The sequence below is a fragment of the Vreelandella sp. DA03-1M genome, from assembly GCF_055725665.1.
On sequence record NZ_CM146798.1, the window covers coordinates 2,261,520 to 2,287,660 of the forward strand.

Below are 26,141 nucleotides of genomic sequence, written 5' to 3' on the forward strand. Positions count from 1 at the left end.
ACCTTTCTGCGTTTGGCAGTTAGAAGGCAAGATACGCTTGCAAAGGGGATTGGGAAACTAAGAGAAATAACCTATAAATCAGCGACATACCTCTTGAGAGGTAGCCGCTGGAAAGCCCATGTTCATTGTTTTTAAAGACAAAAAATAGAGAGGGGGTAAGCGCGGGTCAGAGCAAAAGTATGCTGTGAGTCTTTGGAGGTAACCACACAGAATCGACTAGTGATCGATACCTTCCTGGACTGCCCAGACGGCGGCTTCGACACGCGAGCGTAAGTTGAGCTTTTTGAGCAGGTGCTTGACGTGAACCTTGACCGTGCCTTCGGTAATATCCAGCTTGCGCGCGATGAGCTTATTGGAGAGGCCGCCAGCAAGCTGTTGCAGAATTTCGCGTTCACGCAGCGTTAAGCTATGAATATCCGGGGTGGTGGGCGCATTGCGCTGATTACGCAGGGCTTCAGCGAGTAGGGCGGTCAGGCTTTCGCTGATGACCATGCGCCCCAAAGCAGCCTGACGCAGCTGGCGAACCATGTCTTCAGGCTCCATATCCTTTAACAGGTAACCGTCGGCACCGTTGCGCAGCGCAGCGACAACATCATCCTCATGGTTGGAAACAGTAAACATCACCACCCGGCCGCTATAGTTAGCTTCCCGTAGGCGGCGCAAGGCTTCTAAGCCATTGACGCCTGGCATGTTCAAATCAAGTAGAACCAGGTCAGGCTCAAGTTTGAGGGCCAGCGCAATGCCTTCTTCTGGGTCGCCCGTCTCACCAACCAATTCAAGGTCGTCTTCTAGTTCAAGCAGTTGAATCACGCCACGCCGTAGTAGCGGGTGGTCGTCGATAATCATCAGGCTGGCGGGTGTATCGTTGGCGGTGGTCAGCGTCATTAAGAAGTCCCTGTACCTAAGTGAGAGTCGGGGGCAGCCGTCACAGGCTGCTGCTGAATTAAGCGAGCGGTCAACGGCGTAAACACAATCTCAACACTGGTGCCGCCCGTGGGGCGATTGGCGATGCTCAGCTTCCCGTTCAGGGTAGTGGCACGGTCGCGAATGATCACCAAGCCGTAGTGCATCGGCGGCGAACTATCGTCTTCAAGGCCGATGCCGTCGTCTTCAATACGCACTAGCAGGCGAGCATCGGCGAAACGCACAGTGACCCCAGCCCAGTGGGCTTGGGCATGCTTGTGGGTATTGGCCAGCGCCTCGCGAATGATCTGCAGGACGTGAATTTCTTCATTGGGGTTAAGCAGATAAGGCGGCACATCGTAGTCAAGGTCGACCGCTACCCCCATGCGCTGGCTAAACTCCTCGATGGTCTGGCGCAAGGCAAACTGCAGCCCCGGTCCCTCAAGTTTGAGCCGGAACGTAGTGAGTAGCTCACGCAGTTGACGATAGGCGCTGTTCAAGCCGGTACGTAGTTCGTCGAATACCGCAGACTGCGCCTCGCGGGTTGCCTCTTTTTGCTGCATGCGTTCGAGACGGGCGACCTGCATCTTGAGATAAGAGAGTGATTGGGCTAGAGAGTCGTGCAGTTCGCGCGCAATGATGGTTCGCTCGTTGATCAACGTGACGTGCTGCTGCTCCTCGATACGCCGCTGCAGGTACACCGCCGTGGCGAGCTGGTCGGCTAACATGGTGAGCAGCCGACGGGTGCTATCGTTGAGCCGCTCCTGGGGATACCACACTTCTAAGGTGCCTAGTAGCGTATCGCCTACGCTGATAGGTAGCAGTAAGCATTGGGACCGGTTATTGGCCACTATTTCCAAGGGGCGGGGATCGATTAGGCAGGCGTGGCATTCCTGGTCACGGCAATACTCTGGTCGGGTACGCGAGTGGGTTTCTAAAACCGGCATTTCCCGTTGATCAAAAGGATCGTTTAGGGAAAGCCGTATCGGGCCAATATCCAGCAGCTTTTCAAGTTCGCGTAACATGGGCGCTGCGCTAGAGCAGAGATCATTACCGCCCCCATACAGCGAGCGGCTGGCATCGTGCATTACCCGCAGCGCCTGATTGCTGCGTTCAAGCTCCTGCTCCTTGCGCGACACCTTGTCTTCTAATGCGGCATAGCTTGTTGCCAACTCGGCAGACATCTTGTTAAAGGTGTGTCCCAACAATGCCAACTCGTCGCTGCCGCGAAGCTGTGAACGCGGCTTGAAGTTGCGCTGAGCCGCCTCGCGGGCAAGTACCATAAGCTGGCGTAAAGGCACTACCAGATTGAAGCGAACATCGTAGAGGGCTATCGAAACGACAATAGCGATCAGTACCAGGAAAAGCACTTGCATCATGCCTAGCAGTCGCACCTTGGCCTCGGTGCTCTGCTCCAGATAGGTCACTAGAATTTCGATGTCACTGACCATCGCCACGATCATCATTTCTAGCGTATCCAGGTCAAGCGCTGTGGCGGAGGGTGGTGTCTCTAATGCCGGGCGAAGCGTGTGCTGCCAGTAGACCTGAAGTTTCTCCAGTTGACGGCGGCGCTCATGGCTATCATCAGCAGGGATTGTTTGTTGTAGCGTTGTGCCATACAAACGCTGATCGAAGCTCGAAATCAGGCCGTCGAGTTGTTCTTCGCTGGCCCCCTCTGGGACATACGCCAGGCGCTGCAAGGCCCCCATGATCTGATAGGCATTCATGCGTAGTGAGCCAGCGACATTGATCGCGGCCGCATCGCCACGGCTGCTGTTAGACATTGCCATGGTCAGGGTGATGCTGATGAGTGCCATCCCGCTAATGGCAAGTAAGGACGCAATGATGCGAGCAACCAGGGAGCGCTGAAGTAATTTCATGGCATTTCCGATAGCGCGGAAGAGGTAAGGGAGTGTGGCACTGTCTGCATTTCGATACGAGGGCTATTCCTTTGGGGATAGCTGGCCTACCTCCGATGTTTTTTGACCTACACCCGGTATTTGCCGACAATTCTGGCATGTCTTCCGATGCCTTTATACCTTTGCTGGGAAACGCCATGCCGTCATCTGTGCCGCCTCCCACGTTGAAGGCATCAATACAGCCAGTTGATGGTTATCAAATGCTGGTCGCTATGCTGTTAATGCCACTGGCAAGCGCTTTAGCGGTGGCTAGCTGGACACTTTATGCCCTGCTCGCAAAACAACCAATCTATGTGCTGATACCGCTGTGTAGTGGTGCCCTGCTGGTGTGGCCGGCTTTGTATATCGCCAGGCTAGGTGACACTTGCCGCTTGGTGCAGTGGCTATTACTGGGGCTAGCGTTGGTGCTGGGCGGGTTTGGGATGGCAAGCCAGCCGTGGGAATTTCTGCTGGTGGGCGTTGGGCTCGGATTAGGAGGCGCGGTGATTGCTACCGGTATCGCCCACGCCAAAGGCTGGATGCCTGGTCGTTGGGTGCATCTTTGTGTGGGGCTTTGTCTTGCCTTAGCGGCAGGGGTAGGGCTTTCCTTGCGGATGGTGCCCCTGGTCGTCCAAGCCTATGGTTGGCGCGCAGCGCCATTCAGTCTGCTGATCCCACTGTTGATGATAATGCTGCTGCTATGGCTTTTTGTAGAGTCACCCGAGTAACGTCATCTACTAGTCTCACCTACTGATTCTTAACTACTGATTCTTAACTACTAGCGATAAGGCTCCTTTTATGACTATAGCGACGTTTGCCGATTTACTGCAGGAAGCACGTAAACAACCTAAGCCCCAGCGACTGCTGTTTGTGTTCGTTCGCGCAGAGCTGCCTGATTTCCCTGATGCTGACCAGCGGCGCCGCTTCGAACAGGGTGAAGGGGGTGTGTTGGTGCCTGTGGTATGCGTAGACAAGTCGATGGAGGCGCTGAGCAGCATGGCTGCTTTGGTCGAGGAGTCTCGCCGTACCGAGATTGAATGGGATCTAGTCTTCGCTGCAGCCATGGACGACCCAGAAGATGATACCGAGGTTGAACGGCAGCTCCAGCGTATGATGGAGTCGCTGCAAATGGGTAATATCACCGCCTATCTTGCCTTCGATCACCACGGCAATGCGGTTAACGTCGGCTAGGGACGGTTACCATGGAGCACTATTTCCTCATCAAGCACCTGCACATGACGGCCGCTGCGCTGAGCATCACGCTCTTCGTAGTGCGCGCCTGGTGGTCGGTGCAGGAAAGCCCGCGACTCAACGCCCGTTGGGTCAAGGTATTGCCCCATCTCATCGACACGGCCTTGCTGGGGCTTGGGGTGACCTTGATGGTATTGCTTTCCGTATGGCCCTGGCAGCTTCCTTGGCTTGGCGCCAAGTTACTGGCGCTGCTGGCCTATATCGGTATTGGCACCATTGCGATTAAGCGCGGGGCAACGCCAACGGTGCGAGCCTTGGCAGCATTAGTGGCGTTGGCCATCTTCGCCTATATGATGGGGGCCGCTATTTGCCACAGCCCGCTTTCCTGGTTGGCATGGGTTAGGGCAATAAACCCTAAGCTCTAACCAGGGGACAGGTGTCAGGCTGCTTCGAGAGGGCGCGATGGGCCAAAGTGCTCGAAGTGGCGGCGATCCTCATCGACACCCAATTCAGACAAAGCACTATTGATTGCCGTCATAAATCCTTGGGGACCCACAAAATAGCAGCGTGTCTTAAGGTCTGGTAGGTAGTGAGCTAATAAACTGCGGTCGATACGACCAATATGCTCGGCTTCGTTGCCGCGCTCATGAATGCGGACAGCCTGAAGGTGTTCAGGGTACTCGCTCTCTAGCGCTTCTAATTCGCCTTTAAAAGCATCATGCTCGGCATCCAAGGCGGCGTGTAGATAGATGACCTGCCGCCCAAGTGACAAGGCATGGCGAGCCATGGGGAGCAGGGGCGTTTGCCCAACGCCGCCGCTGGCAAGCAGCAGAGGCTCGTCACCTTCAATCAGTGTGAGGTCACCTGCTGGCGGTAACAGTTCCAAGGTGTCGCCGGGTTGTAAGACATCGTGGAAATGGCGGCTGACTTGGCCCTGTTCTTCGCGTTTGATCGAGATTCGATAGCTTTGGCCATTTGGCGTGTCTGAGAGGCTGTAATGCCGATAAACCCGCTCGCCATTAATGGTTAGACGTACACCGATATACTGACCTGGCTCGTGATCAGCCACGCGCTCCCCATCCTCGGGCTCAAGAATAAAAGAGCGAATTAAGGCACTTTCCTGCTGGGTGCTGGCGATCTTGAAACGACGTGTACCGCGCCAGCCGCCCGGACGCTGCTCAAACTCACGATAGCGCTGGTCTTCGAGGTCGATCAAAAGAGCGGCGAGCTCGTTATACAGAGCGCCCCAGGCGTCGGCGATTTCTGGTGTCACGGCATCACCGAGTACTTCGCCAATCGCCGCCAGCAAACATTCACCGACGATAGGGTACTGTTCAGGGAGAATGCCTAGCGAGATGTGTTTACTGACCACAACATCCAGCGTGGCCCGCGCCTGAGCTGGGTTGCTGCGTAGTTGGACATAGGCCAAAACAGCGTTGGCCAGGGCACGGGGCTGACCACCGCTTTGCTGATGAACCTCATTAAAGAGCGGTTTGACCTCTGGGTAGCGGGTAAACATTAGCGGATAGAAGCGCTGGGTAATCGCATTCAGGTGTTCGGCCACAACGGGAGCGGTTGCGTTGATCAGTTTTTCCTGCTCATGTGTTAGCACTGTTAATCCCTCGGCATATTAAGAAGTATTTAAAATGAATCTTAATGCCTTGGGTCTGTAAACGCCAGCCATAAGATGTATTTTTGATACATGTCATGGTCTTTGTTGATGGCTAGGCGCACAATCATATTTCCAAGTAATTTAGTCGGGATTACGCCATGCCAACGACCACCTCATCCCAGCCTGCTTCTAAGGTTGAGCATCTGCCATTAATGCGTCTGGCTTTTCGGCCCTTCTTTCTGCTGGCCGCGCTGTTTAGCGTGGTGTCCCTATTGGTGTGGTTGGGCTTCTGGCACGGCAATATTTTGCTGCGCCCTTATGGCGGCCTGGTGTTCTGGCATCAGCATGAGATGCTGTTTGGCTTTGCCACGGCGGTGGTAGCGGGATTTTTGCTTACTGCCGTACGCAACTGGACCGGATTGCCGAGCTTAAGCGGCGCGCCGCTACTGGGTCTGGTGGTGCTATGGCTATTGGGTAGAGTGCTGATGGCTTTTCCCATGGATTTGCCAGGATGGCTGCTGCTGGCGGTTGACCTTGCATTTCTTCCAGTGGTCGCCATTACTATGGCGCGTCTGGTTATTACCGCAAAGCGTTGGCGCAACTTGATCTTTATACCTGTGCTGTTGCTGTTTGCCACGGCTAACCTGGCGATGCACTTAGGGGTGATGCAGGGTGACGCCGAGCTGATCCGCCAAGCCGCCTACTTGGCCGTACTGTTAATCACACTGATGATGACAGTAGTGGGCGGACGTGTGATTGCCATGTTCACTGCCAATCGTTTGGGCCGCACCAAACCTGAACCTATTGCTTTGCTCGAAGGGGTGACGCTGGTGAATACGGCTGGCGTAGTCGTGCTGCAGTTGGTCATCATGTTGGGGGTTGCCATTCCTGCTTTATTAATGGGGGGAGTGATGCTCTTAGCGGCGTTGGCCAACACTGTTCGCATGGCGCGTTGGGGTGGGTTACATAGTTGGCGTGAACCTTTACTTTGGGGGCTGCACGGCAGCTACGCCTGCATTCCGCTAGGGCTTATCATGTGGGTCTTGGCACTCATGGGGCTGATGCGCGTTGAACTTGCCGTGCACGCCCTGACCATTGGTGGCATGGGCACCATGATGCTGGCCATGATGGCCAGAGTTTCGCTAGGTCATACGGGCCGCCCCATACGCACTTTGCCCGGTATTGGTGTGGCGCTGGGCTTAATGCTAATAGCCGCCCTGGTGCGCTCACCTCTATTAGCGTTATTTCCCCAGATCACCCACTGGACTTACACGCTGAGCATTATCTTCTGGTGCGTGGCCTACGCAATATTCCTAGTGCACTACACTTGGCCGTTGATGCAGGCGCGCGTTGACGGGCAGGATGGCTAGAAAGTGCTAAGTGCTAAGTGCTAAGTGCTAAGTGCTAAGTGCTAACGGTAGGAATGCGCATAAGTTGCGCCAATTGAGATTGTTGGCTGCCCAGCAGGTCGGCCAATGTGTAGCGGTCGAGCACGTCTAGAAATGCTGACAGTGCATCATTAAGAATCGGTTGAAGGCGACATGCTGGTGTAATGATGCAGGCATTGTCGCTATGAAAGCACTCCACTAACGCCATGTCATTTTCCATCTCGCGTACCAGCTCGCCTAACCCAATGGTTGCGGGGTCACGTGTCAGCAGTAAGCCGCCATTCTTGCCACGAATAGCGGTAACGTAGTTCTTCTGACTAAGCTCCTGAACGATTTTCATCAAATGATTGCGGGAGATATCAAAGGTCTCTGCGATCTCATTAATAGTTGAGCGCTTTTCTCCCTTTACAGCGAGAAAAATCAATACGCGTATCGAATAATCGGTAAATCGGGTGAGATGCATGGAGTGAGCTTTGCTCCGAGGGCTAGCTAGTTATTAAACAAGTATGTTGTATGAATGTTCAGTAAGTTGCAATGAGAAAAGCCAACACTGGCGCGCGGCGCACGGTGTAATTTCAACAACACCCAGCGTCTATTCCTTTACGTTGGCCGCTCTATCACCTTGGGGGTAGACAGGGTGTATATGGAGGTAATCACGCAGTAATTCGCTTGTCGATCACGCAGAATCCACTCCATGGAACCCGCACTGTCGGGTATGCAAATTTCCGAGGAGCCAGGAGATCGACCATGAGTCACTTCATAGATCGGCTGAATTTCTTCCGCAAGTCCCGCGAGCCTTTTGCCAACGAACACGGTGAGCTACGCAGCGAATCCCGCCAGTGGGAAGATAGTTATCGTGCCCGCTGGCAGCACGACAAAGTAGTACGCAGTACCCACGGGGTGAACTGCACCGGCTCCTGTAGCTGGAAGATCTACGTTAAGAACGGTTTAGTTACCTGGGAAACCCAGCAGACTGACTACCCCCGTACCCGTCCCGACCTGCCTAACCATGAGCCGCGTGGCTGCCCCCGCGGCGCCAGCTACTCCTGGTATCTGTACAGCGCCAATCGCCTGAAGTACCCATTAGTGCGCAAGCCGCTGCTGGCGCTATGGCGCGAAGCGCTGAAGGCTAACCCAGACCCGGTAGACGCCTGGGCGTCTATTGTCGAAGACCCCGCCAAAACTAAACAGTATAAGCGTGCTCGCGGCATGGGCGGCTTCGTTCGCGGTAATTGGGACGAGCTCAACGAGCTGGTGGCGGCCTCTAACGTTTACACCGCCAAGCAGTACGGCCCCGACCGTATTCTCGGCTTCTCGCCGATTCCTGCCATGTCGATGGTCAGCTACGCAGCGGGTAGTCGCTATCTGTCGCTGATTGGTGGCGTCTGTATGAGCTTCTACGACTGGTACTGCGATCTGCCGCCAGCGTCACCGATGACCTGGGGCGAGCAGACCGACGTACCTGAGTCCGCTGACTGGTACAACTCCGGCTACATTATCGCCTGGGGCTCCAATGTGCCCCAGACGCGTACCCCGGATGCCCACTTCTTTACTGAAGTACGTTACAAGGGCACCAAGACGGTCTCAATCACCCCGGACTACGCCGAAGTCTCCAAGCTGACCGACGAGTGGCTGTCCGCCAAACAGGGCACCGATGCCGCCCTGGCGATGGCCATGGGCCATGTCATCCTCAAAGAGTTCCATCTCGATAACCCCAGTGCCTATTTCACCGACTATGTGCGCCGCTATACCGACATGCCGTTCCTGGTGGAACTTGAAGTGCGTGAAGATGGCAGCTTCGCACCGGGACGCCAACTGCGTGCCAGCGATTTTGATGCTGCCTTGGGTCAAGAAAACAATCCCGAGTGGAAAACCGTTGCCTGGGACGAAACTCGCGACCAGCTGGTGGTTCCGCGCGGTTCCATCGGTTTCCGCTGGGGCGAAACTGGCGACGAAGTGGGCAAGTGGAACCTGGAATCGCTGGACGCCGCAGGCACCGAAATCAAACCGCTACTGAGCCTGGCTGACCATCACGACAGCGTCGCGCGCGTGGCGTTCCCTTACTTTGGTGGCATCGAACACGAGCACTTTGAGCATGTCAAAGGAGCTGGCGTGGGTGCTGCTGACGACCTGCTATTTCACAATTTGCCCGCCAAAAGGCTTAAGAGAGCCGATGGCAGCGAAATGCTGGCGGTCACCGTTTTTGATTTGATGTGTGCCAACTACGGTATCGACCGTGGCTTTGTCGGCGACGGCGAAGATGATGGCGCAACCTCGTTTGATCAAATTCGCCCCTATACTCCCGCGTGGCAGGAGAAAATCACCGGTGTCTCAGCAGAGCAGTGCACCCGCATAGCCCGCGAGTTTGCTGACAACGCTCACAAAACCAACGGCCGTAGCATGATCATCGTCGGTGCCGGTATGAACCACTGGTACCACATGGACATGAACTACCGCGGCCTGATTAACATGTTGGTCATGTGTGGTTGTATCGGTCAGAGCGGTGGCGGCTGGGCCCACTATGTGGGACAGGAAAAACTGCGTCCGCAGACTGGCTGGACGCCTTTGGCCTTTGGCCTCGACTGGCAGCGTCCGCCGCGTCATATGAACTCCACCTCGTTCTTTTACAGTCACTCCTCCCAGTGGCGCTACGAGAAGCTGGAGATCAAAGAGATTCTTTCGCCGTTGGCCAAGGCCGAGGATTACCCCGGCAGCCTGATTGACTTTAACGTGCGTGCTGAGCGCATGGGCTGGCTGCCGTCAGCACCACAACTGGACACTAACCCGCTACGCCTAGCGAAAAAAGCCGAAGCGGCGGGCATGTCTACTGCCGACTATGCCGTTCAGCAGCTCAAGAGCGGTGAACTGCGCTTTGCAGCGGAAGACCCGGATGCACCGGAGAACTTCCCGCGCAATATGTTCATCTGGCGCTCCAACCTGCTGGGCAGCTCCGGTAAGGGCCATGAGTACATGCTCAAGTACTTGCTGGGTACTCGACACGGCATTCAGGGTAAAGACCTGGGCGACTTCGGCGGCCAGAAGCCTGAAGAAGTCGTATGGCGTGACGAGGCGCCGGAAGGCAAGCTCGACCTGCTGGTGACGCTGGATTTCCGCATGTCCACCACCTGCCTTTACTCGGATATCGTGCTGCCTACGGCAACCTGGTATGAGAAGGACGATCTTAATACCTCCGATATGCACCCTTTTATTCACCCGTTGACTGCGGCGACCGACCCGGCTTGGGAATCGCGCAGTGACTGGGATATTTACAAGGGTATTGCCAAAGCATTCTCCAAGGTGTGTGTAGGCCACCTGGGCGAAGAGACCGACCTGGTCACGCTGCCGATGCAGCACGACTCGCCTGGAGAGTTGGCCCAGCCGGCGGTGATGGATTGGAAGAAGGGCGAATGCGCGCCGATTCCCGGCAAGACCATGCCATCGCTTATTGAAGTCAAGCGCAACTACCCCGACACCTATGAGCGCTTCACTTCTGTTGGGCCGCTGCTGGAAAGTATCGGTAATGGCGGCAAGGGCATCGCCTGGAATACCGATGCTGAAGTCGAGCTGCTGGGCAAGCTCAACCATCGCAAATTGGATGGCCCGCATAAAGGGCGCCCGTTGATCGACAGCGCTATCGATGCTGCCGAAATGATTCTGACCCTGGCACCCGAAACCAACGGCGCCGTGGCAGTAAAAGCGTGGGAAGCGCTCTCCAAAATTACCGGGCGTGACCATACCCACCTGGCAAGGCCCAAACATGACGAAAAAATCCGCTTTCGCGATGTCGTCGCCCAGCCACGCAAGATTATCTCCAGCCCTACCTGGTCCGGCCTCGAAGATGAGCATGTCTCCTATAACGCTGGTTACACCAACGTTCACGAGCTGATCCCCTGGCGCACGGTAAGTGGCCGTCAGCAGTTCTATCAGGATCACGCCTGGATGCGCGCGTTCGGCGAAAGCCTGCTGGTCTATCGTCCACCCATCGATACCAAGGCAGCCAAAGGTTTCCGGCTTCCCGCCGACAACGGCTTCAAGAGCAAGGCGCTGAACTTCCTCACGCCGCACCAGAAGTGGGGCATTCACTCCACTTACTCCGACAACCTGATGATGTTGACGCTCAACCGCGGCGGCCCGGTGGTGTGGCTCTCCGAGGCGGACGCGGCGGAAATCGATATCGAGGACAACGACTGGATCGAGGTCTACAACGCCAACGGCTCGATTGCGGCACGGGCAGTGGTCAGCCAGCGGGTCAAGGCGGGCATGGTGATGATGTACCACGCCCAGGAGCGCAACGTGAACGTCCCTGGTTCTGAGGTCACCGGCACGCGGGGCGGTATTCACAACTCGGTCACCCGTGTCTGCCCCAAGCCAACCCATATGATTGGCGGCTACGCGCAGCTCTCTTACAGTTTTAATTATTACGGCACCGTCGGCTCAAATCGCGATGAGTTCGTGTTAGTGCGCAAGATGAAACACGTTGACTGGCTGGATGGTGAAGGCAATGACAGTGTTCAGGAGAACGTGGCTCTTAAGAACAGTACTAGGGAGGCCGTGAAATGAAGATTCGTTCCCAGGTAGGCATGGTTCTCAACCTTGATAAGTGCATCGGTTGCCACACCTGTTCGGTGACCTGCAAAAATGTCTGGACCAGTCGCGAAGGTATGGAGTACGCCTGGTTCAACAATGTCGAGACCAAGCCCGGTATCGGCTATCCCAAAGAGTGGGAGAACCAGGCCAAGTGGAAGGGCGGCTGGATGCGCCGTACCGATGGCCGGATTGAACCGCGTATTGGTGGCAAATGGCGGGTGCTGGCGAACATCTTCGCCAACCCAGACCTGCCCGAAATGGATGACTACTATGAGCCGTTCACGTTCGACTACCAACACCTGCATACCGCCAAGATCGGTGAACACCAGCCGGTGGCGCGCCCACGCTCGCTGATTTCCGGCAAGCGCATGAAAAAGATCGAATGGGGACCCAACTGGGAAGAGATCCTGGGCACCGAGTTCGCCAAGCGACGTAAAGACGCCAACTTCGACAAGGTGCAGGCAGATATTTACGGCCAGTTCGAAAACACCTTCATGATGTACCTGCCGCGCCTGTGCGAGCACTGCTTGAACCCCACCTGTGTAGCGGCTTGCCCGAGCGGTGCCATCTACAAACGGGAAGAGGACGGCATCGTTCTAATCGACCAGGACAAGTGCCGCGGCTGGCGGATGTGTATCTCCGGCTGCCCCTACAAGAAGATCTACTACAACTGGAAAAGCGGTAAGTCCGAGAAGTGCATTTTCTGTTACCCGCGTATCGAGGCCGGTCAGCCGACTATCTGCTCCGAGACCTGTGTGGGCCGCATTCGCTATCTCGGCGTGCTTTTATACGATGCTGACCGCATTGAGGAAGTGGCAAGCTCACCTGACGAGCGTGATCTCTACCACCGCCAGCGCGAGATCTTCCTTGATCCCAATGATCCGGAAGTGATTGCCCAGGCCAAACGGGATGGTATCCAGGATAACGTTATCAAAGCCGCCCAGGCCTCACCGGTCTACAAGATGGCTATCGACTGGGGATTGGCACTGCCGCTCCACCCGGAATACCGGACGCTGCCCATGGTGTGGTACGTGCCGCCGCTGTCACCGATTCAGTCCGCCGCCGAGGCGGGGCATGTCGAGTTCGATGGCATCCTGCCCAAGATCGAATCGCTGCGTATCCCGGTGAAGTACCTAGCCAACCTGCTAACCGCCGGCGAAGAGGCGCCCGTGGTGTTGGCACTCAAGCGCTTAATGGCGATGCGCGTTTATATGCGCGGCAAGCATGTGGATGGCGCCCCCAATGCCGAAGTGCTCGATGCCGTGGGGCTGAGCGTCTCCCAAGTAGAGGAGATGTACCGCTACCTGGCCATTGCCAACTACGAAGATCGTTTCGTGATCCCCACCAGCCATCGGGAAATGGCCACCGAAGCCTTCCCCGAGCGGGGGGGATGCGGCTTCACCTTTGGTGATGGTTGCCACGGTGAGAGCCAGCCCAGCCTGTTTAATGGCCGTAAGCAGACCAGCGTTTTGGTAAAACCGGTAGAGGTCTTCGACCCGCAGCCACAACTTGAGGAGTCTCGTCATGACTGAAGCCGCTACCCAATCGCCTACCCCGGTAGAGCCGTCGTTCGAGCCGCTACAGGGCATGCGCAGCCTGCGTGTGTTGGCCCGTTTGCTCGATTACCCGACCCAGGAACTGCAGGATGCGTGTGGCGAGCTAATCGAAATCCTCAATGCCGAGAGCCGCTTGGGGGCGGCTCTCAAGTCGTCGCTAATGGAGTGGTGTCAGCGTCTCCAAGAGGGCGACCTGCTTGAACTGCAGGCCGAGTACGTCGCCATGTTCGACAAGGGGCGCGCTACCTCGCTGCTGCTATTTGAGCACGTTCACGGCGAATCCCGTGATCGTGGTCAGGCCATGGTGGATCTGATGGCCGAATACAGCGCTGCCGGTTTCGAGCTGGATGCCCGTGAACTGCCCGACCATCTGCCGGTGTTCCTTGAGTACCTCTCGATGTGCGATGAAGCCGAGATCGGCCGCTGGCTGGGGGAAATACGCCATATCTTGGCGCTGCTGACCGCACGACTGGAGGAGCGGGGAGCGGATCACGCGCTAATACCGCTGTCACTGTTGGCGTTAATCGGGGCCGAGGACGATGTCGAAGAGCATCGGCCCCAGGTCAAAAAAGAAGCGCCTGACAACACGCCCGAAGCATTGGACGCCGTGTGGGAAGAAGAAGCGGTGCGTTTCTCGGCAACCTCTGACGAAGACTGCGCGCTGCAGTCTGCCGAAGGGCGGCGGCTTGCCGAGCGCAAAAAAGCAGTGCACAGCGACCCCGTCAAAATCATGCCGTCCGCCTGGAGCGCTTCCCCTTCCTCAACCGTGGCCGATCGCTAAAAGGAGAATCGCCATGTTCATAGAATATCTGCAGCATCTTATCTACGGCTATTACCCCTACCTGGCCGGTACGGTGTTCTTGGTCGGCAGTCTCGTGCGTTACGACCAAGGCCAGTTCACCTGGAAGACCGGCTCCAGCCAAATGCTGTCCTCAAAAAACATGCGCCTGGCCAGCAATCTGTTCCATATCGGCATTATCGTGATTTTCTTTGGTCATTTGGTGGGCATGCTCACGCCGCACTGGGTCTACGCGCCTTTCCTGCATGCCGGTACCAAGCAGCTAATTGCCATCGTGGTCGGCGGTATTGCCGGTGCCATGTGCGTGGTGGGCGGCGCCATGTTGCTATATCGGCGATTGGTCAATCCTCGCGTAAAGGCGTCGTCGAGCTTAATGGATACCTTGATCCTGGGTTTGATCGTCTTACAGGCATGCCTTGGCATGGTGACCATCATCTTCTCGTTGGGCCATATGGACGGCGAAATGATGCTGACGCTTTCCAGCTGGGCGCAGTCGATAGTCTTCTTCAGCGGCGGTGCGGCGGATTACATGCAGGAAGTGTCGTGGATCTACAAACTGCATATCTTTATTGGCCTGACCATCATTCTGCTGTTCCCGTTTTCGCGCCTGGTGCATGTGTGGAGCGTGCCGTTCGGCTATTTGACTCGCCGTTATCAGATTGTCCGTAGGCGCAGTTAAAACCGGCTTGTGCACGTCCAGGCCTAGAGGAGAAATAACATGCAGATGATTGATATCGAACAACTACCAGGGGGTGCCGCCCCGCCTCCGGTACGTGTCGGCGACACACCCATCGATGAAGCAACGATTGCGCTGGAGATGCAGTACCACCCCGCCGAAACGGCGGGGGAGGCCCAGCTTCAGGCAGCTCGGGCGTTGGTGGTCAGGGAACTACTGCGCCTGCGTGCTAGCGTCCTGGGCCTACTATCGACACAGGAAGTTAGCGAAGCACAGGAAGATGCGGCGATTGCTGCCTTGCTCGAACAGGAGCTTGAGGTGCCGGAACCGGGGGAAGCCGATTGCCAGCGCTTTTTTGAGACCCACCGCGAGCGCTTCAGCGAACCAGTGCAGTTACGCGTGCGGCATATCCTGCTCGCGGCCGCACCCGATGATTCCCAGGGTCGCGACGACGCTTACCAGCTGGGCGAAAAGCTACTCGAACAGCTTAAGCAGATACCCGAACGTTTTGCCGAATTTGCTCAACACCACTCCGCGTGCCCTTCAAAAGAGCTGGATGGTGATTTGGGCTGGCTGGTATCGGGGCAGACTGTTCCAGAGTTGGATCGCGCTTTGCAGCACTTGCCCGAAGGTCTACACGAGCGCCCCTTGGCGTCTCGCTATGGTTGGCATGTGGTGAGTATTGACGAGCGGCTAGAAGGTAGGGCGTTACCTTTCGATCAAGTGATTGACCGGGTGCGCCATAGCCTACGGGAACAGGCAACGCGACGTGCGCTGCGTCACTATTTGCTGGCGTTAGAGAGCGAAATAGGCGTCGAAGGGATTGTTCTGGATGACGATGCTGGCGGCAGCTTGATGCAATAGCTTGAAGCAATAGCAAAGCTAATAGGAGAGGCTTGATGTCCCATGTTCCTGTAGATGCTCTTTTCACTCCGCTCGGCATCGCGGTGCTAACGGTTTCCGATACCCGTGGTTTCGACGAGGATGGTAGCGGTGACCTGCTGGTTGAACATCTGAGCGAAAGCGGCCATATCTTGGTCGAGAGGCGCATCGTTTCTGATGATATCTACCAGGTTCGTGCCGTGGTCTCGGAGTGGATTGCGCGAACGGATGTCCACGCGATTCTGGTTAATGGCGGCACTGGCTTTACCGCCCGGGATACCACTCCCGAGGCGTTGATACCGCTGTTCGACAAAGCGATTGAGGGGTATGGCGAGCTGTTCCGCCACTACTCCCTGAAAACAATCGGCACAGCGACGATCCAGTCTCGCGCCGTAGCGGGGGTGGCCAACCGAACGATGATATTTGCGATGCCCGGTTCGCCCAAAGCGTGTGCCTTGGCGTGGGACAGGATTATTGCTTTGCAGCTGGACTCCCGCACTCGGCCCTGCAACTTCGCCGCCATGGTGCTGCCTTCAGCGACCCCGTGCAGTGGACGTCACACAGCGACTTCTTCCAATGAGGTGGAGCGCTTATGAACTGTCACTGCGCAGAAATAGTCACGCCCGGCTTGTTAGATCTGTTTGATGCGCGCCAACGGCTTATCGACGCCGCCACGCCCATTAATGCAGTAGAAACCATCACCCTAGAACAATCGACAGGGCGAGTGCTGGCAGAAACGCTGGTCGCTCCTCTCGATATGCCGGGCGTGGACAATAGCGCTATGGATGGTTACGCGCTGTGTCTGGCTGATTACCAAGCGGCACCTCGCGGCGCAGGCTTACCCATTCTCCAACGCGTACCAGCTGGCGCAGGCGTCATGCTGCTACCGGAAGGAGGCTGCGCGCGTATTTTTACCGGCGCGCCGGTGCCCATGGGGGCAGATATTGTGGTGCCTCAAGAGCGGGTGACTCTTGATCCGCGCGGGCATATACACCTCGAGGGTAGCTTGGTGCTAGGCGCTAACATTCGTCGCCAGGGCGAGGAGACTCGCATAGGCACCCCGCTGCTCGCTGCGGATAAGCTTCTTGATGCCGCGTCGATTGCGCTGCTGGCAAGCCATGGAATCAATGCCGTGACTGTCAAACGGCGTCTGAGGGTGGCGCTGCTTTCCACCGGCGATGAGCTGATTGCCCCAGGTACAGTGCGATCACCGGGACAGGTATACGACAGCAACCGCGCCATGCTTAACGTACTGCTAGCGCAAGCTCAGTGCGACGTGCTGGATTTGGGCATCATCGCTGATTCACCGCAGTCATTGCATCAGGCCTTTGAGCACGCACAAACCGTTGCGGATGTGGTGATGTGCACCGGAGGCGTTTCGGTAGGCGAGGAGGATCATGTACGCCCAGTGATCGAGCAGCGCGGTGGCTTACATTTTCATGGTGTCGCCATGAAGCCAGGGAAGCCCTTTGCGTTCGGTTATCTGGGCGCGGAGCCTGCCTCTTCCACACCGTTAATGGCGCTGCCGGGTAATCCTGTGGCCTCCCTGGTGGGCTGGCAGCTGCTGGCGCTGCCGTTTATCCATGCCATGCAAGGTAGAGCCGTAGCGGCTCTACAGCGTTATCCGGTAAAAGCGGGCTTTTCTCAGCGTGGCCCCCAGGGGCGCTGCGAGCTACTACGGGTGGTGATGGATTGGTCACAGGGGGCTCCCGTGGCGCAGCTAGCGGGCGGGCAGGGCTCACATATGCTCAGCGCGGCTAGCCAGGCCCATGGTTATTTAATGATTAACCCCGCCACGGAGGTAACTGAAGGGGCCACCTATCACTATTACCCCATCAATCAGTTCGCCGCTTGAACAGCTTTTCCTATCGTGGCCACTGACCTCGTTTTTTTTCATAGGAGAGGGTATGTCTTCACAACACAAACCCCGCACACTGATTTATGCCTGCTCCGGCTGCTCTGATGTGGCGCAACTTGCCAATAGCGTTGCCCTGCGTCTTGACCATGCAGGAGAGGCAGAAATGTCCTGCATTGCTGGTGTGGGCGGTGGTGTGCCCGGTCTGGTGCGCATTGCCCGCTCCGGGCGCCCTATTGTAGCCATTGACGGGTGCCAGATGCACTGCGCCAGCCACTGTCTCGCCAAAGCGGATGTGATACCCACAGAGCACGTAAAGCTATATGAAAACGGCCTGCGCAAGCGGCGGGGCCAGTTTTATGATGAGCAAACAATCATCGACGTCACCGCAGAAGTAAAAGAACTCATTGCACGGCTGCCCGTTAATGCCAATACCCAAGAGGAACCCATGGAATGAGTGCGCTAGTCGATGGGTATGGCCGTACGGTGCGTTACCTGCGTATATCGGTAACTGATCGTTGTGATTTTCGCTGTGTTTATTGCATGGCTGAGGAGATGACCTTCCTGCCTCGGGCCCAACTGCTTACCCTTGAAGAGATAGCCACGCTGTCGCAGGCCTTCGTCGAGCTGGGGGTGGAAAAAATCCGCCTAACTGGCGGGGAGCCGCTGGTACGCCAGGGCGTATTAACGTTAGTGCAAAAACTCGGTGAATTGGAAGGCCTGCGCGAGCTGGCCATGACAACCAACGGCTCAGGACTGGTCAAACATGCCGATGCATTGCGGCAAGGTAGGTTAGATCGACTCAATATCAGCCTCGACTCGCTTAAGCCCGAACGCTTTAAAGCATTAACCCGGATGGGTGATCTTGGCCAAGTGATTGCGGGTATCCGCGCAGCTCGCCGCGCTGGCTTTCAGTCGATTAAGCTCAACGCCGTATTGCTCAAGGGGCGCAATGACGACGAAATTATCGACTTGGTAAACTTTGCCCGGGATGAACACGTCGATATAAGCTTTATTGAGGAGATGCCGCTGGGCGCTATCAGCGAGCATAACCGTGGTAAAACCTTTCTTTCCACTGATGCGGTACGCGAGACCATAGAAAACCATTACCAACTCCTACCCACCACCGAGACTACCCTAGGGCCATCCCGTTATTACCGCATGGTAGACAGCCAGTCGCGGATTGGCTTTATTTCTCCCCATAGCCACAATTTCTGCGCTGCCTGTAATCGTGTTCGGGTGACGGCTGAAGGGCGACTACTCCTTTGCTTGGGCAATGAGCACTCGGTAGATTTACGCGCCGTCATGCGACGTTATCCGGGGGACACCCAGCGGCTTAAATCGAGCATTGTGGCGGCAATGAAGAAAAAACCTGAGCGTCATCATTTTACTACCGATGGTGAGGTTCAGGTTGTGAGGTTCATGAATGCAACAGGTGGTTAATTTAGTTTTGAGTTTGGCCGCTATTAGCCGTGTCAGTGGTTAGCAATTGCAAGCGCCCTGTCGGGAAAGTAGTCAAAAGCCCTCTTAACAAGTTCTTCTGCGGAAGTTTCAGGTTTCCCATCTATGCAAACCAAGTTGCCTAGCGTTTAAGGACGATTATCGATATTGCCAGGGCGCTGTGCTGTTGTATCGCGAGGGGTAGCCTGCGGCTGTTGAGGCGTCCGCTTTGCATCATTGCGACTACGAACATCTTTCCAAGCGTCCTTGGCTTTCTGTCTGTTTGCTGGCTTACGCAGCCAATTGACGACTGCCATTACGATCCATTTCCTCATGCGAACCTCCTGGTACCTAACTGCTTAGGAGCATATTCGTTATAGCATTGGTGTTAAGTCCCAGCCATTCAAGATGGACTAGGGTTTGTAACAATATCCGATGCGCCGTATTCCTCTGAGTTCCTGATTTTCTACTTCAACCTACCTCAGGCTAAGTTTTCAGCCATCCATATGCTATTTCACTATTCTCTATGCGGTCATGCCCTTAATCTTCCTTTTTCGCTCCTTAAGCGTAGCAGAGAACCCATTTTACACCTGTGTGGCTAACCAGCTTCCTCGCTCTGTTTTATAGCTATCGACATGCGCTTCGGGAGAAAGTAAACTGACTTTGATTGAATATTGCACACAATGATCATTAAATCGACGATAGTATAATATGCCCAGTACAACAATTCTAAACGCGCTGGTGAAAGACTGATGGCGGGGTACTGAGTGATTTGCAAACGTCATAGAGGCTTAGGGAGAAAATAATGGAGCTTATCAATAGTGTACCTGCGGTCATTAGGTTGAATCTTCATGACAATGTTGGCGTGGCGAGCAGGGCTGTTCCGAAGGGATACCCCATAGACGATGAACAGCACACTGCCCATGAGAATATTGATGCTGGTCATAAGGTTGCGTTAACGGTCATTGAGCCAGAACAGCCCATCTTCAAATATGGTCAGATTATTGGGCTGGCAACGCGGCGTATCGAGGCCGGTGAACATGTGCATACGCACAATATTGTTATGTTGGAACGTGACACATCACTGGAGCATTTCAAGCCAGCGCCAAGGACATCGGTGACTGACAGCCAGCGCACCTTTAATGGCTACCATCGTGCCAATGGACAAGTAGGCACCCGCAACTACATCGGCATTCTTTCCACCGTGAACTGTTCAGCCACGGTCTCAAAAGTGGTTGCAGAGCGGCTCAATGCCAGCGGTGAATTTGAGGCATTAGGCTTTGATGGCGTCGTGCCGGTCACCCATGGCTCAGGCTGCGCAATGAATACGGAGTCTGAGGGGTTTGCTTTTCTTGAACGGGTATTGAATGGCTATGCGATCAATCCGAATTTTGCCTTTGTGCTTATTATTGGTTTAGGTTGCGAAGCGAATCAGGTTAAGCAACTGGTTGAAAAATATGAACTGACCGATACATCAAGAATATTTTATTTCAATATTCAGAGCGCTGGCGGTACCCGAGCGAGCATTGAGAAGGCGTCGGAAAAAATCCGTCAAATGTCGAATGATTACCGTCATGCCGAGAGACGCCCGGCCCCGTTGAGCCACCTTACCGTGGCACTGCAGTGTGGCGGGTCAGATGGTTACTCTGGTATTACTGCCAACCCCGCCCTGGGACATGCGGCTGATCTTATCGTCCAACATGGCGGTAGCGTTATATTGAGTGAAACGCCTGAAATCTATGGTGCCGAGCATTTGCTTCTCGATAGAGCCATCAATGAAGACGTTGCGCGTAAGTTGCTTGAAAGGATCGAGTGGTGGAAGCACTACACGCAAATCAATGGGGCAGAATTAAACAATAATCCTTCACCTGGAAATAAAGCAGGGGGGTTATCCACCATTCTTGAAAAATCGCTGGGCGCCGTGGCTAAGAGTGGCTCCTCCAGCCTGAATGACGTGCTTGAGTATGCCCAGCCGTTGAAAGAGCCCGGTTTTAATTTTATGGATAGCCCTGGCTATGATCCGGTATCCGTCACGGGTCAGATTGCTTCAGGCGCAACCGTCGTGTGTTTTACCACGGGACGCGGCTCTGTCTCCGGGTTTAAGCCCGCGCCGTGTATTAAGCTGGCTACCAATACGCAGATGTACGAAAGCATTCTCGAAGATATGGATATTAACTGTGGCACCATTGTGGATGGTACCGCCACAGTAGAAGAAGTGGGCGAGCATATTTTTGAGAAGATCATTGCGATTGCCTCGGGCGAGCAGAGTGCCAGTGAATCGTTGGGTTATGGTAACAATGAATTTGTGCCGTGGATGGTGGGTGCCGTTACTTAACAACCCTTAACTAACACCTATGTAATGAGTGGCTTGAATGTCGCAGTCGTTAAAAGACCAGCTTTACGAGGCGCTTAAGCGAAGTATCAACAGTGGCCACCTTGAGTCAGGCTTAGTGCTGCTCGAAGGCAATATTGCAGAAATATTCGGTATGAGCCGCTCTCCTGTTCGCCAGACATTAGGACGTTTGCATGATGAACAGTTAATTTGCCGTTTCGATGGCCGTGGTTACTTGGTGGGGGCAACGGCCGTTGAGCCTATCAGGCGGAATCTAACCACGGCCGATTTCAGTGCGTTGGGCGAGGACGCCAAGATTGAGCGCACGGACACTTGGCGCGCTATAGCTGATGTTGTGGAACATGATGTTGTCTTGAGTTCGATGAAGGGCAGGTTCGAACTCAACGAGCTCCAGCTGGCAAGAAAATACAGTGTCAGCCGTACGATTACGCACCGAATTCTACTCTATCTGCAGTCCATTGGGGTGGTTGAAAAAGTGAAGTACACCAGTTGGTCCATTGTGCCGCTGGACAATGATCGATTGCATAACCTTTATGAAGCGCGTAGGCAGTTGGAGCCCTTTATGATTGCCAGGGCGACGCAGATTATGCCCGAGCAACAAATCTCCCATTTCATTGAGAAGTTAGAGCAGACGGCGGCGAAGTATCCTAACGTCGCAGGCGCGACACTGGATGAACTTGAAAGCGATCTGCACTACAGAACCGTGAGCATGGGTGGCAATCAAGAAATTTTTGACATGCTAAGGCGCACCCATCCTGTTCTGCTTATGAGCAAGCATCTGCTGGGCTCTAGCATGGCACTGCCAGACAAAGATCCGTTCTTTCATGACCATCTGAAAATCTTCGACAGAATGCGTCATAAAGAGGGTGAGCAAGCAAGCCAAGCGCTCTCTGCTCACTTGGCAGGCTCCGAAGCCAAGGTTCAAGAACGTCTTAGCGATTTTCGTGACCACGGCGTTCTCGACATCCCCGATTACTTGCGCTAACGATCACGATAAAGATAGTTTGCGTCGTTAATCGAGGGGCATTTCGTTTCGACGCCGGAGTTCTCGAATCAAGGCACTATGGTCGAGCTCTCCATCGCCATGGGCAACAAGGTCCGTGAACAGGCTATTCACCAGCGATGTGACGGGCAGGTCAAGCGACAGCTCTTTGGCGAGCGCAATGGCCGTTTGGGTATCTTTTAGTTGCCATTTGGCGGGGCCGCCCGGTGCGAAGTCATTGGCAATCATACGGGGGGCATGGGCGCGCAATATGGTGGAATCCGCGAACCCGCCTAAGAGAGCCTCGCGAACTTTAGCGGGATCAGCGCCACCGTGCTCTGCAAGAAGCACCGCCTCTGAGACAGTGGCGATCGTATTGGCGACGATTAATTGATTGGCTAACTTCGCCAGTTGCCCGGTACCTGCAGGGCCGACATGAACCGGGTTGCCCATTATCCTAAGTAGGGTACTTGTGCGCTCGAATGTGGCTACTTCACCGCCGACCATAATCGCCAAATTACCCGCTTGGGCACCTTTTTCACCTCCTGATACGGGGGCGTCCAGATAACCGATCCCGCGCTCAGCCGCGGCCTTGGCTTGCTGCTGTGCAGTTTCAACCGGGATCGAGCTCATCACCACCAGCGTGCTGTGCGGCTTCATGGCTGCCAATAGACCGTTGGGTCCCAGGATCACCTCATCGCAGACAGGGCCTGAACTGAGCATGACCACCACAACGTCTGCTTGCTCAGCCGCCTGCTGGAAAGTCTCGCTTACCTCGATGCCCAGTGAGGTAAGGGATTGTGCTTTATCCGGGGTGCGATTCCAGACGCGCACCTGATGTCCCGCCTTGGCAAGATTGGCGGCCATCGGCCCACCCATAATGCCTGTGCCAATAAAGCCTATTGTTGTTGGTTCGCTCATGATGATTGCCTCACTGCTCTGGTCCTACGATGATCAATTTTTTGCCGCAGCTATCTTTAATAACGACCCTTCAGTGATGAGTCATCAATCGCCTTTTGTAGCTCAGTCACCACATCGTCAGGCAGCGGAATACCTTGTTCCAAGTACTTATCTCGACGACTAAGCCCTGCTTGTCCAGGCATTCGCACCGGATACTGTGGGTTGACCGGCGTGGAACTCAGGCATGCTTCGATTAAATGATCTGTTTCATCAAGGAAAGCACTCTGTCCCGAGAAAAGGGTGGGGTCGATCACCATGACTGTCACCGAGGCCCCCCAACCAGTGGGCGCATCTTTACGCCCAAACCCGCCTAATGCGGAGGTCAGTGCTTCCACCATCAACCCCATCGCAAAACCTTTATGACCGAACTCCTGGCCGCCGAGCGGCAGGATGCTACCTTGTGGGTCGCTGAAAAAATCCGCTGGATCGTCGCTGGCAAGCCCCGTATTGGTAAGGATGACGGGATGCGCCATTTTGGTTTTCTCAGCGTGTGCTTTACCCACGCTGCCGTTAGTGACGGTCGACATGCTGACGTCCATCATGATCGGTTGGACGCGACTAGGGATGCCCATGGCAATTGGGTTCGGTGTGTAAACTGGCGAAACGCCTCCATAAGGGGCGACCGATTTCACTGCTGGATCCGAGGTCATAATGATCGGCATCAACCCTTGCTCAACAAAAGGCTGTAAATACGAGGCCAAGCAGGCGATATGGTGCGAACGTTTTATGGTCACAATACCAATGCCAGACTCTCGTGCTGCATCAGCACTTCGCTCAAGCGCTTTTTGCACTAAGTAGGGGCCAAGAATATAGTGGCCATCAACAAGGGCAGCGACTGAGCTGATCTCTTTTGAGGTCATCGCGTTGTGATCACCGCACGCATGCCCCGATTTCAAATCTCTTAAGTAACCGTTCGCCAGTTTGACGCCATGGGTATGGTGCCCCAATAAATCCCCTTCAATAAGAATACTGCTGGTTGTCTCACTTACTTCACGTGAAGCACCGGCCTCCATGAACAGGGTAACCAGTACCTCTTCCAACCAGTTTTTTGTATAGCGTTTCATGAAATCCTCGGCGCTTTGTGCTGACTGTTATGTTTGAATTTTTTGTAGGCCATGGTGATTAGCGGAGAGAGCCATAGCAAAATAACGAGGGCACCTAGACCTGCACTAATAGGGCGGGAGAAGAAGCTGAGTAGATCGCCATTGCTTTTGAGCATTGAGCTCATAAAACTGTTTTCCAATGTCGTTCCTAACACCAAGCCAAGAATCGCAGGCGCCATGGGAAAGTCACATCGGGCGAGAATTGAGGCGATAAAGCCGATTAGCAACATAATCCATACATCAGTAATCGAATTATTGATGGAGAAGGCGCCTACAATGCAGAAGCATAAGATGATCGGCATTAGGATTTTACGGGGCGTTAAGATAAATACCTTGGCGGATTTTATCGCCGCATAGCCAATCGGCAACATGATTAAATTGGCAAGAAAGAACACGATGAAAAGGGCATAGATCAAGCCGGTGCCATCCATAAAAATGGTGGGGCCAGGATTCATACCTTTCATATAGAGTACGCCGATAACAATGGCGGTTATCGAGTCACCCGGAATCCCGAATACCAGGGCCGGCACCCAAGCGCCGCTAATCCCCGAGTTATTGGCGGAGCTGGCATCGACAATGCCTTCAATATGGCCGGTGCCGTAGGCCTGTTTCTGTTTAGAGCGGCCTTTGCCAACGGCATAAGAGATCCACGCCGCAATGTCAGCCCCCGCGCCGGGAAGTGCGCCAATCAGTGTTCCAATCGAGCTCCCTCTTATCATGTTCGGCCAATAAGCTTTTATATGCTTTGGTGCCTGTTTGAAAACGCTGTCTTTGGATAACGACGGCAGCTCTCTTCCTTCATTGCGTGAACCATAAAACAGCATGAGTTCGTTGAGTGCGAACATGCCGATCATGACGGGAATGAAGTTAATGCCCCCCATCAAGTCTGGAATGCCGAAGGTGAAGCGGGGCGCGCCACTCATCATATCCAGACCGACCGTCGATAATAGCAGCCCGATCATTAAAGAGAGGAAGGCTTTAACCCTGGAACCAATTGCAATAAAGATCGAACAACTTAACCCCAGCAGCGCCAACCAGAAGTATTCATAAGAACTAAACTGGAGCGCCACCTCGGCTAATGAAGGGGAAACAAAGACCAGGATTAATGTTCCGAATAGACCGCCAAACACTGAACAGATTAAGTTCATGCCCAGTGTTTCTCTGGCTCGGCCCTTATGCGCCAATAGATGTGAATCGGCGACATAGGCAGCCGAAGAGGGCGTACCGGGAATGTTCAAATAGGTGGCGGGAATATCACCAGCAAAGATAGCCATGGCCGATGTGGTCACAATAGCGGCAATAGCGGGGGTCGGATCCATGTAGAAGGTAATCGGTACCAAGAGTGCAACCGCCATTGTGGCAGTTAGGCCTGGCACCGCTCCCACGAACACACCAAATATGGCGGCCGCAAAGATAACCAGCATTGTTTCTACATTAAAGACGAGCTGCAGCCCTAACAGGAATGCTTCCATAATCTAACCCCAGAAATTCATTAGCCCTTCAGGAAGGGGGATCAGCAGGTATCGCGAGAATAGGAAATAAATCGTTAGCGACGCGACGAAGGAGACCAGCAGTGCTAAAGGTAGGGACGTTTTTCTCACCAGCATCAGTACGAACATAATGATGGCTAGGCAAAGGGCCGCGCCAAGAAACTCGCTCGCGAATATATAAAAAATAATGAGTGTTATAGGGAGGAGCGAGACAAGCACGGAGCGTAAGTCGAAGAAATTTCCCACATTCGCATCGGTGCCTGACAGTTGACGTTTTAGTGTAGGTAGCTGCGTTGCCGAAAGTACTAGGCCCCCTATGAGAAACCCTCCCCCAATGAGGGAGGGAAACAGAGATGGACCATATTGAAGACTCGCCATTGTTGGGTACTGACTAGCGACAATTAACACGACGGCGCCAAGCAGCATGAAGGCTAGCCCCAAGAGGAGATCTCTCATGTTGATTATC

General features: G+C 54.7%; 24 protein-coding genes. 15 read left to right on the forward strand and 9 right to left on the reverse strand.

The annotated features are described in order from the left end of the window. Positions 1 to 216: 216 nt before the first annotated feature. On the reverse strand, positions 217 to 885 hold the full coding sequence (gene narL, locus ACXUPB_RS10470; RefSeq protein WP_008958057.1) for a two-component system response regulator NarL: 669 nt from the start codon (positions 883 to 885) through the stop codon (positions 217 to 219). Continuing rightward, on the reverse strand, positions 885 to 2,783 hold the full coding sequence (locus ACXUPB_RS10475; protein ID WP_179915156.1) for a type IV pili methyl-accepting chemotaxis transducer N-terminal domain-containing protein: 1,899 nt from the start codon (positions 2,781 to 2,783) through the stop codon (positions 885 to 887). The genes narL and ACXUPB_RS10475 overlap by 1 nt, the downstream gene beginning before the upstream one ends. Before the next feature lie 176 nt (positions 2,784 to 2,959). On the opposite strand from ACXUPB_RS10475, the gene ACXUPB_RS10480 reads away from it, so the two are divergent. From ACXUPB_RS10480 to ACXUPB_RS10490, 3 genes are all read left to right on the forward strand, one after another. Then, complete coding sequence (locus ACXUPB_RS10480; RefSeq protein ID WP_281662079.1) at positions 2,960 to 3,529, forward strand: hypothetical protein; 570 nt, start codon at positions 2,960 to 2,962, stop codon at positions 3,527 to 3,529. 70 nt (positions 3,530 to 3,599) lie between these two features. Beyond that, a complete protein-coding gene (locus ACXUPB_RS10485; protein ID WP_008958054.1) occupies positions 3,600 to 3,992 on the forward strand; it encodes a hypothetical protein in 393 nt (130 codons plus the stop codon). Positions 3,993 to 4,003: 11 nt separating this feature from the next. Beyond that, entirely contained in the window at positions 4,004 to 4,417 is a 414-nt protein-coding gene (locus ACXUPB_RS10490) for a SirB2 family protein (RefSeq protein ID WP_035558440.1), read from the forward strand. 14 nt (positions 4,418 to 4,431) lie between these two features. Here ACXUPB_RS10490 and hmpA read toward each other — a convergent pair whose 3' ends face one another. Beyond that, positions 4,432 to 5,604 (reverse strand): NO-inducible flavohemoprotein, encoded by a 1,173-nt coding sequence (hmpA, locus tag ACXUPB_RS10495; protein ID WP_179915154.1) that lies wholly within the window; start codon positions 5,602 to 5,604, stop codon positions 4,432 to 4,434. Positions 5,605 to 5,762: 158 nt separating this feature from the next. On the opposite strand from hmpA, the gene ACXUPB_RS10500 reads away from it, so the two are divergent. Further along, positions 5,763 to 6,974, forward strand: a complete 1,212-nt coding sequence (locus ACXUPB_RS10500) for an NnrS family protein (RefSeq protein WP_179915153.1) — start codon at positions 5,763 to 5,765, stop codon at positions 6,972 to 6,974. Positions 6,975 to 7,008: 34 nt separating this feature from the next. Here ACXUPB_RS10500 and ACXUPB_RS10505 read toward each other — a convergent pair whose 3' ends face one another. Further along, a complete protein-coding gene (locus ACXUPB_RS10505; protein WP_035558431.1) occupies positions 7,009 to 7,455 on the reverse strand; it encodes an Rrf2 family transcriptional regulator in 447 nt (148 codons plus the stop codon). Between the two features lie 284 nt (positions 7,456 to 7,739). On the opposite strand from ACXUPB_RS10505, the gene ACXUPB_RS10510 reads away from it, so the two are divergent. The 9 genes from ACXUPB_RS10510 to moaA are packed head-to-tail and all read left to right on the forward strand — an operon-like array spanning position 7,740 to position 18,790. Next, a complete protein-coding gene (locus ACXUPB_RS10510; protein ID WP_472956561.1) occupies positions 7,740 to 11,552 on the forward strand; it encodes a nitrate reductase subunit alpha in 3,813 nt (1,270 codons plus the stop codon). After that, the gene (gene narH, locus ACXUPB_RS10515) at positions 11,549 to 13,111 is read left to right on the forward strand and encodes a nitrate reductase subunit beta (protein WP_472956563.1); all 1,563 of its coding nucleotides are present in this window, start codon (positions 11,549 to 11,551) and stop codon (positions 13,109 to 13,111) included. The genes ACXUPB_RS10510 and narH overlap by 4 nt, the downstream gene beginning before the upstream one ends. Continuing rightward, positions 13,104 to 13,916, forward strand: coding sequence for a nitrate reductase molybdenum cofactor assembly chaperone (gene narJ / locus ACXUPB_RS10520; protein WP_472956565.1), 813 nt, complete (start codon positions 13,104 to 13,106; stop codon positions 13,914 to 13,916). The genes narH and narJ overlap by 8 nt, the downstream gene beginning before the upstream one ends. A 13-nt stretch (positions 13,917 to 13,929) precedes the next feature. Further along, the gene (gene narI, locus ACXUPB_RS10525; RefSeq protein ID WP_179915152.1) at positions 13,930 to 14,613 is read left to right on the forward strand and encodes a respiratory nitrate reductase subunit gamma; all 684 of its coding nucleotides are present in this window, start codon (positions 13,930 to 13,932) and stop codon (positions 14,611 to 14,613) included. 39 nt (positions 14,614 to 14,652) lie between these two features. Continuing rightward, complete coding sequence (locus ACXUPB_RS10530) at positions 14,653 to 15,474, forward strand: peptidylprolyl isomerase (protein ID WP_472956567.1); 822 nt, start codon at positions 14,653 to 14,655, stop codon at positions 15,472 to 15,474. A gap of 35 nt (positions 15,475 to 15,509) precedes the next feature. Further along, positions 15,510 to 16,088 (forward strand): molybdenum cofactor biosynthesis protein B, encoded by a 579-nt coding sequence (gene moaB, locus ACXUPB_RS10535; protein WP_035579129.1) that lies wholly within the window; start codon positions 15,510 to 15,512, stop codon positions 16,086 to 16,088. Continuing rightward, positions 16,085 to 17,347: a molybdopterin molybdotransferase MoeA gene (locus ACXUPB_RS10540; protein ID WP_472956570.1), complete on the forward strand. Its 1,263-nt coding sequence runs from the start codon at positions 16,085 to 16,087 to the stop codon at positions 17,345 to 17,347. Before moaB ends, ACXUPB_RS10540 begins: the two co-directional genes overlap by 4 nt. A gap of 52 nt (positions 17,348 to 17,399) precedes the next feature. Then, positions 17,400 to 17,804, forward strand: coding sequence for a putative zinc-binding protein (locus tag ACXUPB_RS10545; protein ID WP_009286657.1), 405 nt, complete (start codon positions 17,400 to 17,402; stop codon positions 17,802 to 17,804). After that, on the forward strand, positions 17,801 to 18,790 hold the full coding sequence (gene moaA, locus ACXUPB_RS10550) for a GTP 3',8-cyclase MoaA (protein ID WP_472956573.1): 990 nt from the start codon (positions 17,801 to 17,803) through the stop codon (positions 18,788 to 18,790). The genes ACXUPB_RS10545 and moaA overlap by 4 nt, the downstream gene beginning before the upstream one ends. Before the next feature lie 146 nt (positions 18,791 to 18,936). Here the strand turns inward: moaA and ACXUPB_RS10555 are convergent, their stop codons facing one another. Then, positions 18,937 to 19,122, reverse strand: coding sequence for a hypothetical protein (locus ACXUPB_RS10555; RefSeq protein ID WP_008958040.1), 186 nt, complete (start codon positions 19,120 to 19,122; stop codon positions 18,937 to 18,939). Positions 19,123 to 19,592: 470 nt separating this feature from the next. Here ACXUPB_RS10555 and ACXUPB_RS10560 point away from each other — a divergent pair, with 470 nt between their 5' ends. After that, positions 19,593 to 21,122 carry a UxaA family hydrolase gene (locus tag ACXUPB_RS10560; RefSeq protein ID WP_179915148.1) on the forward strand — a complete coding sequence of 510 codons (1,530 nt, stop codon included), beginning with the start codon at positions 19,593 to 19,595 and terminating at the stop codon, positions 21,120 to 21,122. Between the two features lie 37 nt (positions 21,123 to 21,159). Continuing rightward, positions 21,160 to 22,125 (forward strand): GntR family transcriptional regulator, encoded by a 966-nt coding sequence (locus tag ACXUPB_RS10565; protein WP_035558395.1) that lies wholly within the window; start codon positions 21,160 to 21,162, stop codon positions 22,123 to 22,125. Positions 22,126 to 22,152: 27 nt separating this feature from the next. Here the strand turns inward: ACXUPB_RS10565 and ACXUPB_RS10570 are convergent, their stop codons facing one another. From ACXUPB_RS10570 to ACXUPB_RS10585, 4 genes are read right to left on the reverse strand one after another with little or no spacing between them, the layout of a single operon-like run. Beyond that, positions 22,153 to 23,043, reverse strand: a complete 891-nt coding sequence (locus ACXUPB_RS10570) for an NAD(P)-dependent oxidoreductase (RefSeq protein WP_179915147.1) — start codon at positions 23,041 to 23,043, stop codon at positions 22,153 to 22,155. Positions 23,044 to 23,099: 56 nt separating this feature from the next. After that, positions 23,100 to 24,146, reverse strand: coding sequence for an Ldh family oxidoreductase (locus tag ACXUPB_RS10575; protein ID WP_472956576.1), 1,047 nt, complete (start codon positions 24,144 to 24,146; stop codon positions 23,100 to 23,102). After that, the gene (locus tag ACXUPB_RS10580) at positions 24,143 to 25,657 is read right to left on the reverse strand and encodes a tripartite tricarboxylate transporter permease (protein WP_035558387.1); all 1,515 of its coding nucleotides are present in this window, start codon (positions 25,655 to 25,657) and stop codon (positions 24,143 to 24,145) included. The genes ACXUPB_RS10575 and ACXUPB_RS10580 overlap by 4 nt, the downstream gene beginning before the upstream one ends. A gap of 3 nt (positions 25,658 to 25,660) precedes the next feature. Continuing rightward, complete coding sequence (locus tag ACXUPB_RS10585) at positions 25,661 to 26,131, reverse strand: tripartite tricarboxylate transporter TctB family protein (protein ID WP_472956577.1); 471 nt, start codon at positions 26,129 to 26,131, stop codon at positions 25,661 to 25,663. Positions 26,132 to 26,141 lie beyond the last annotated feature (10 nt).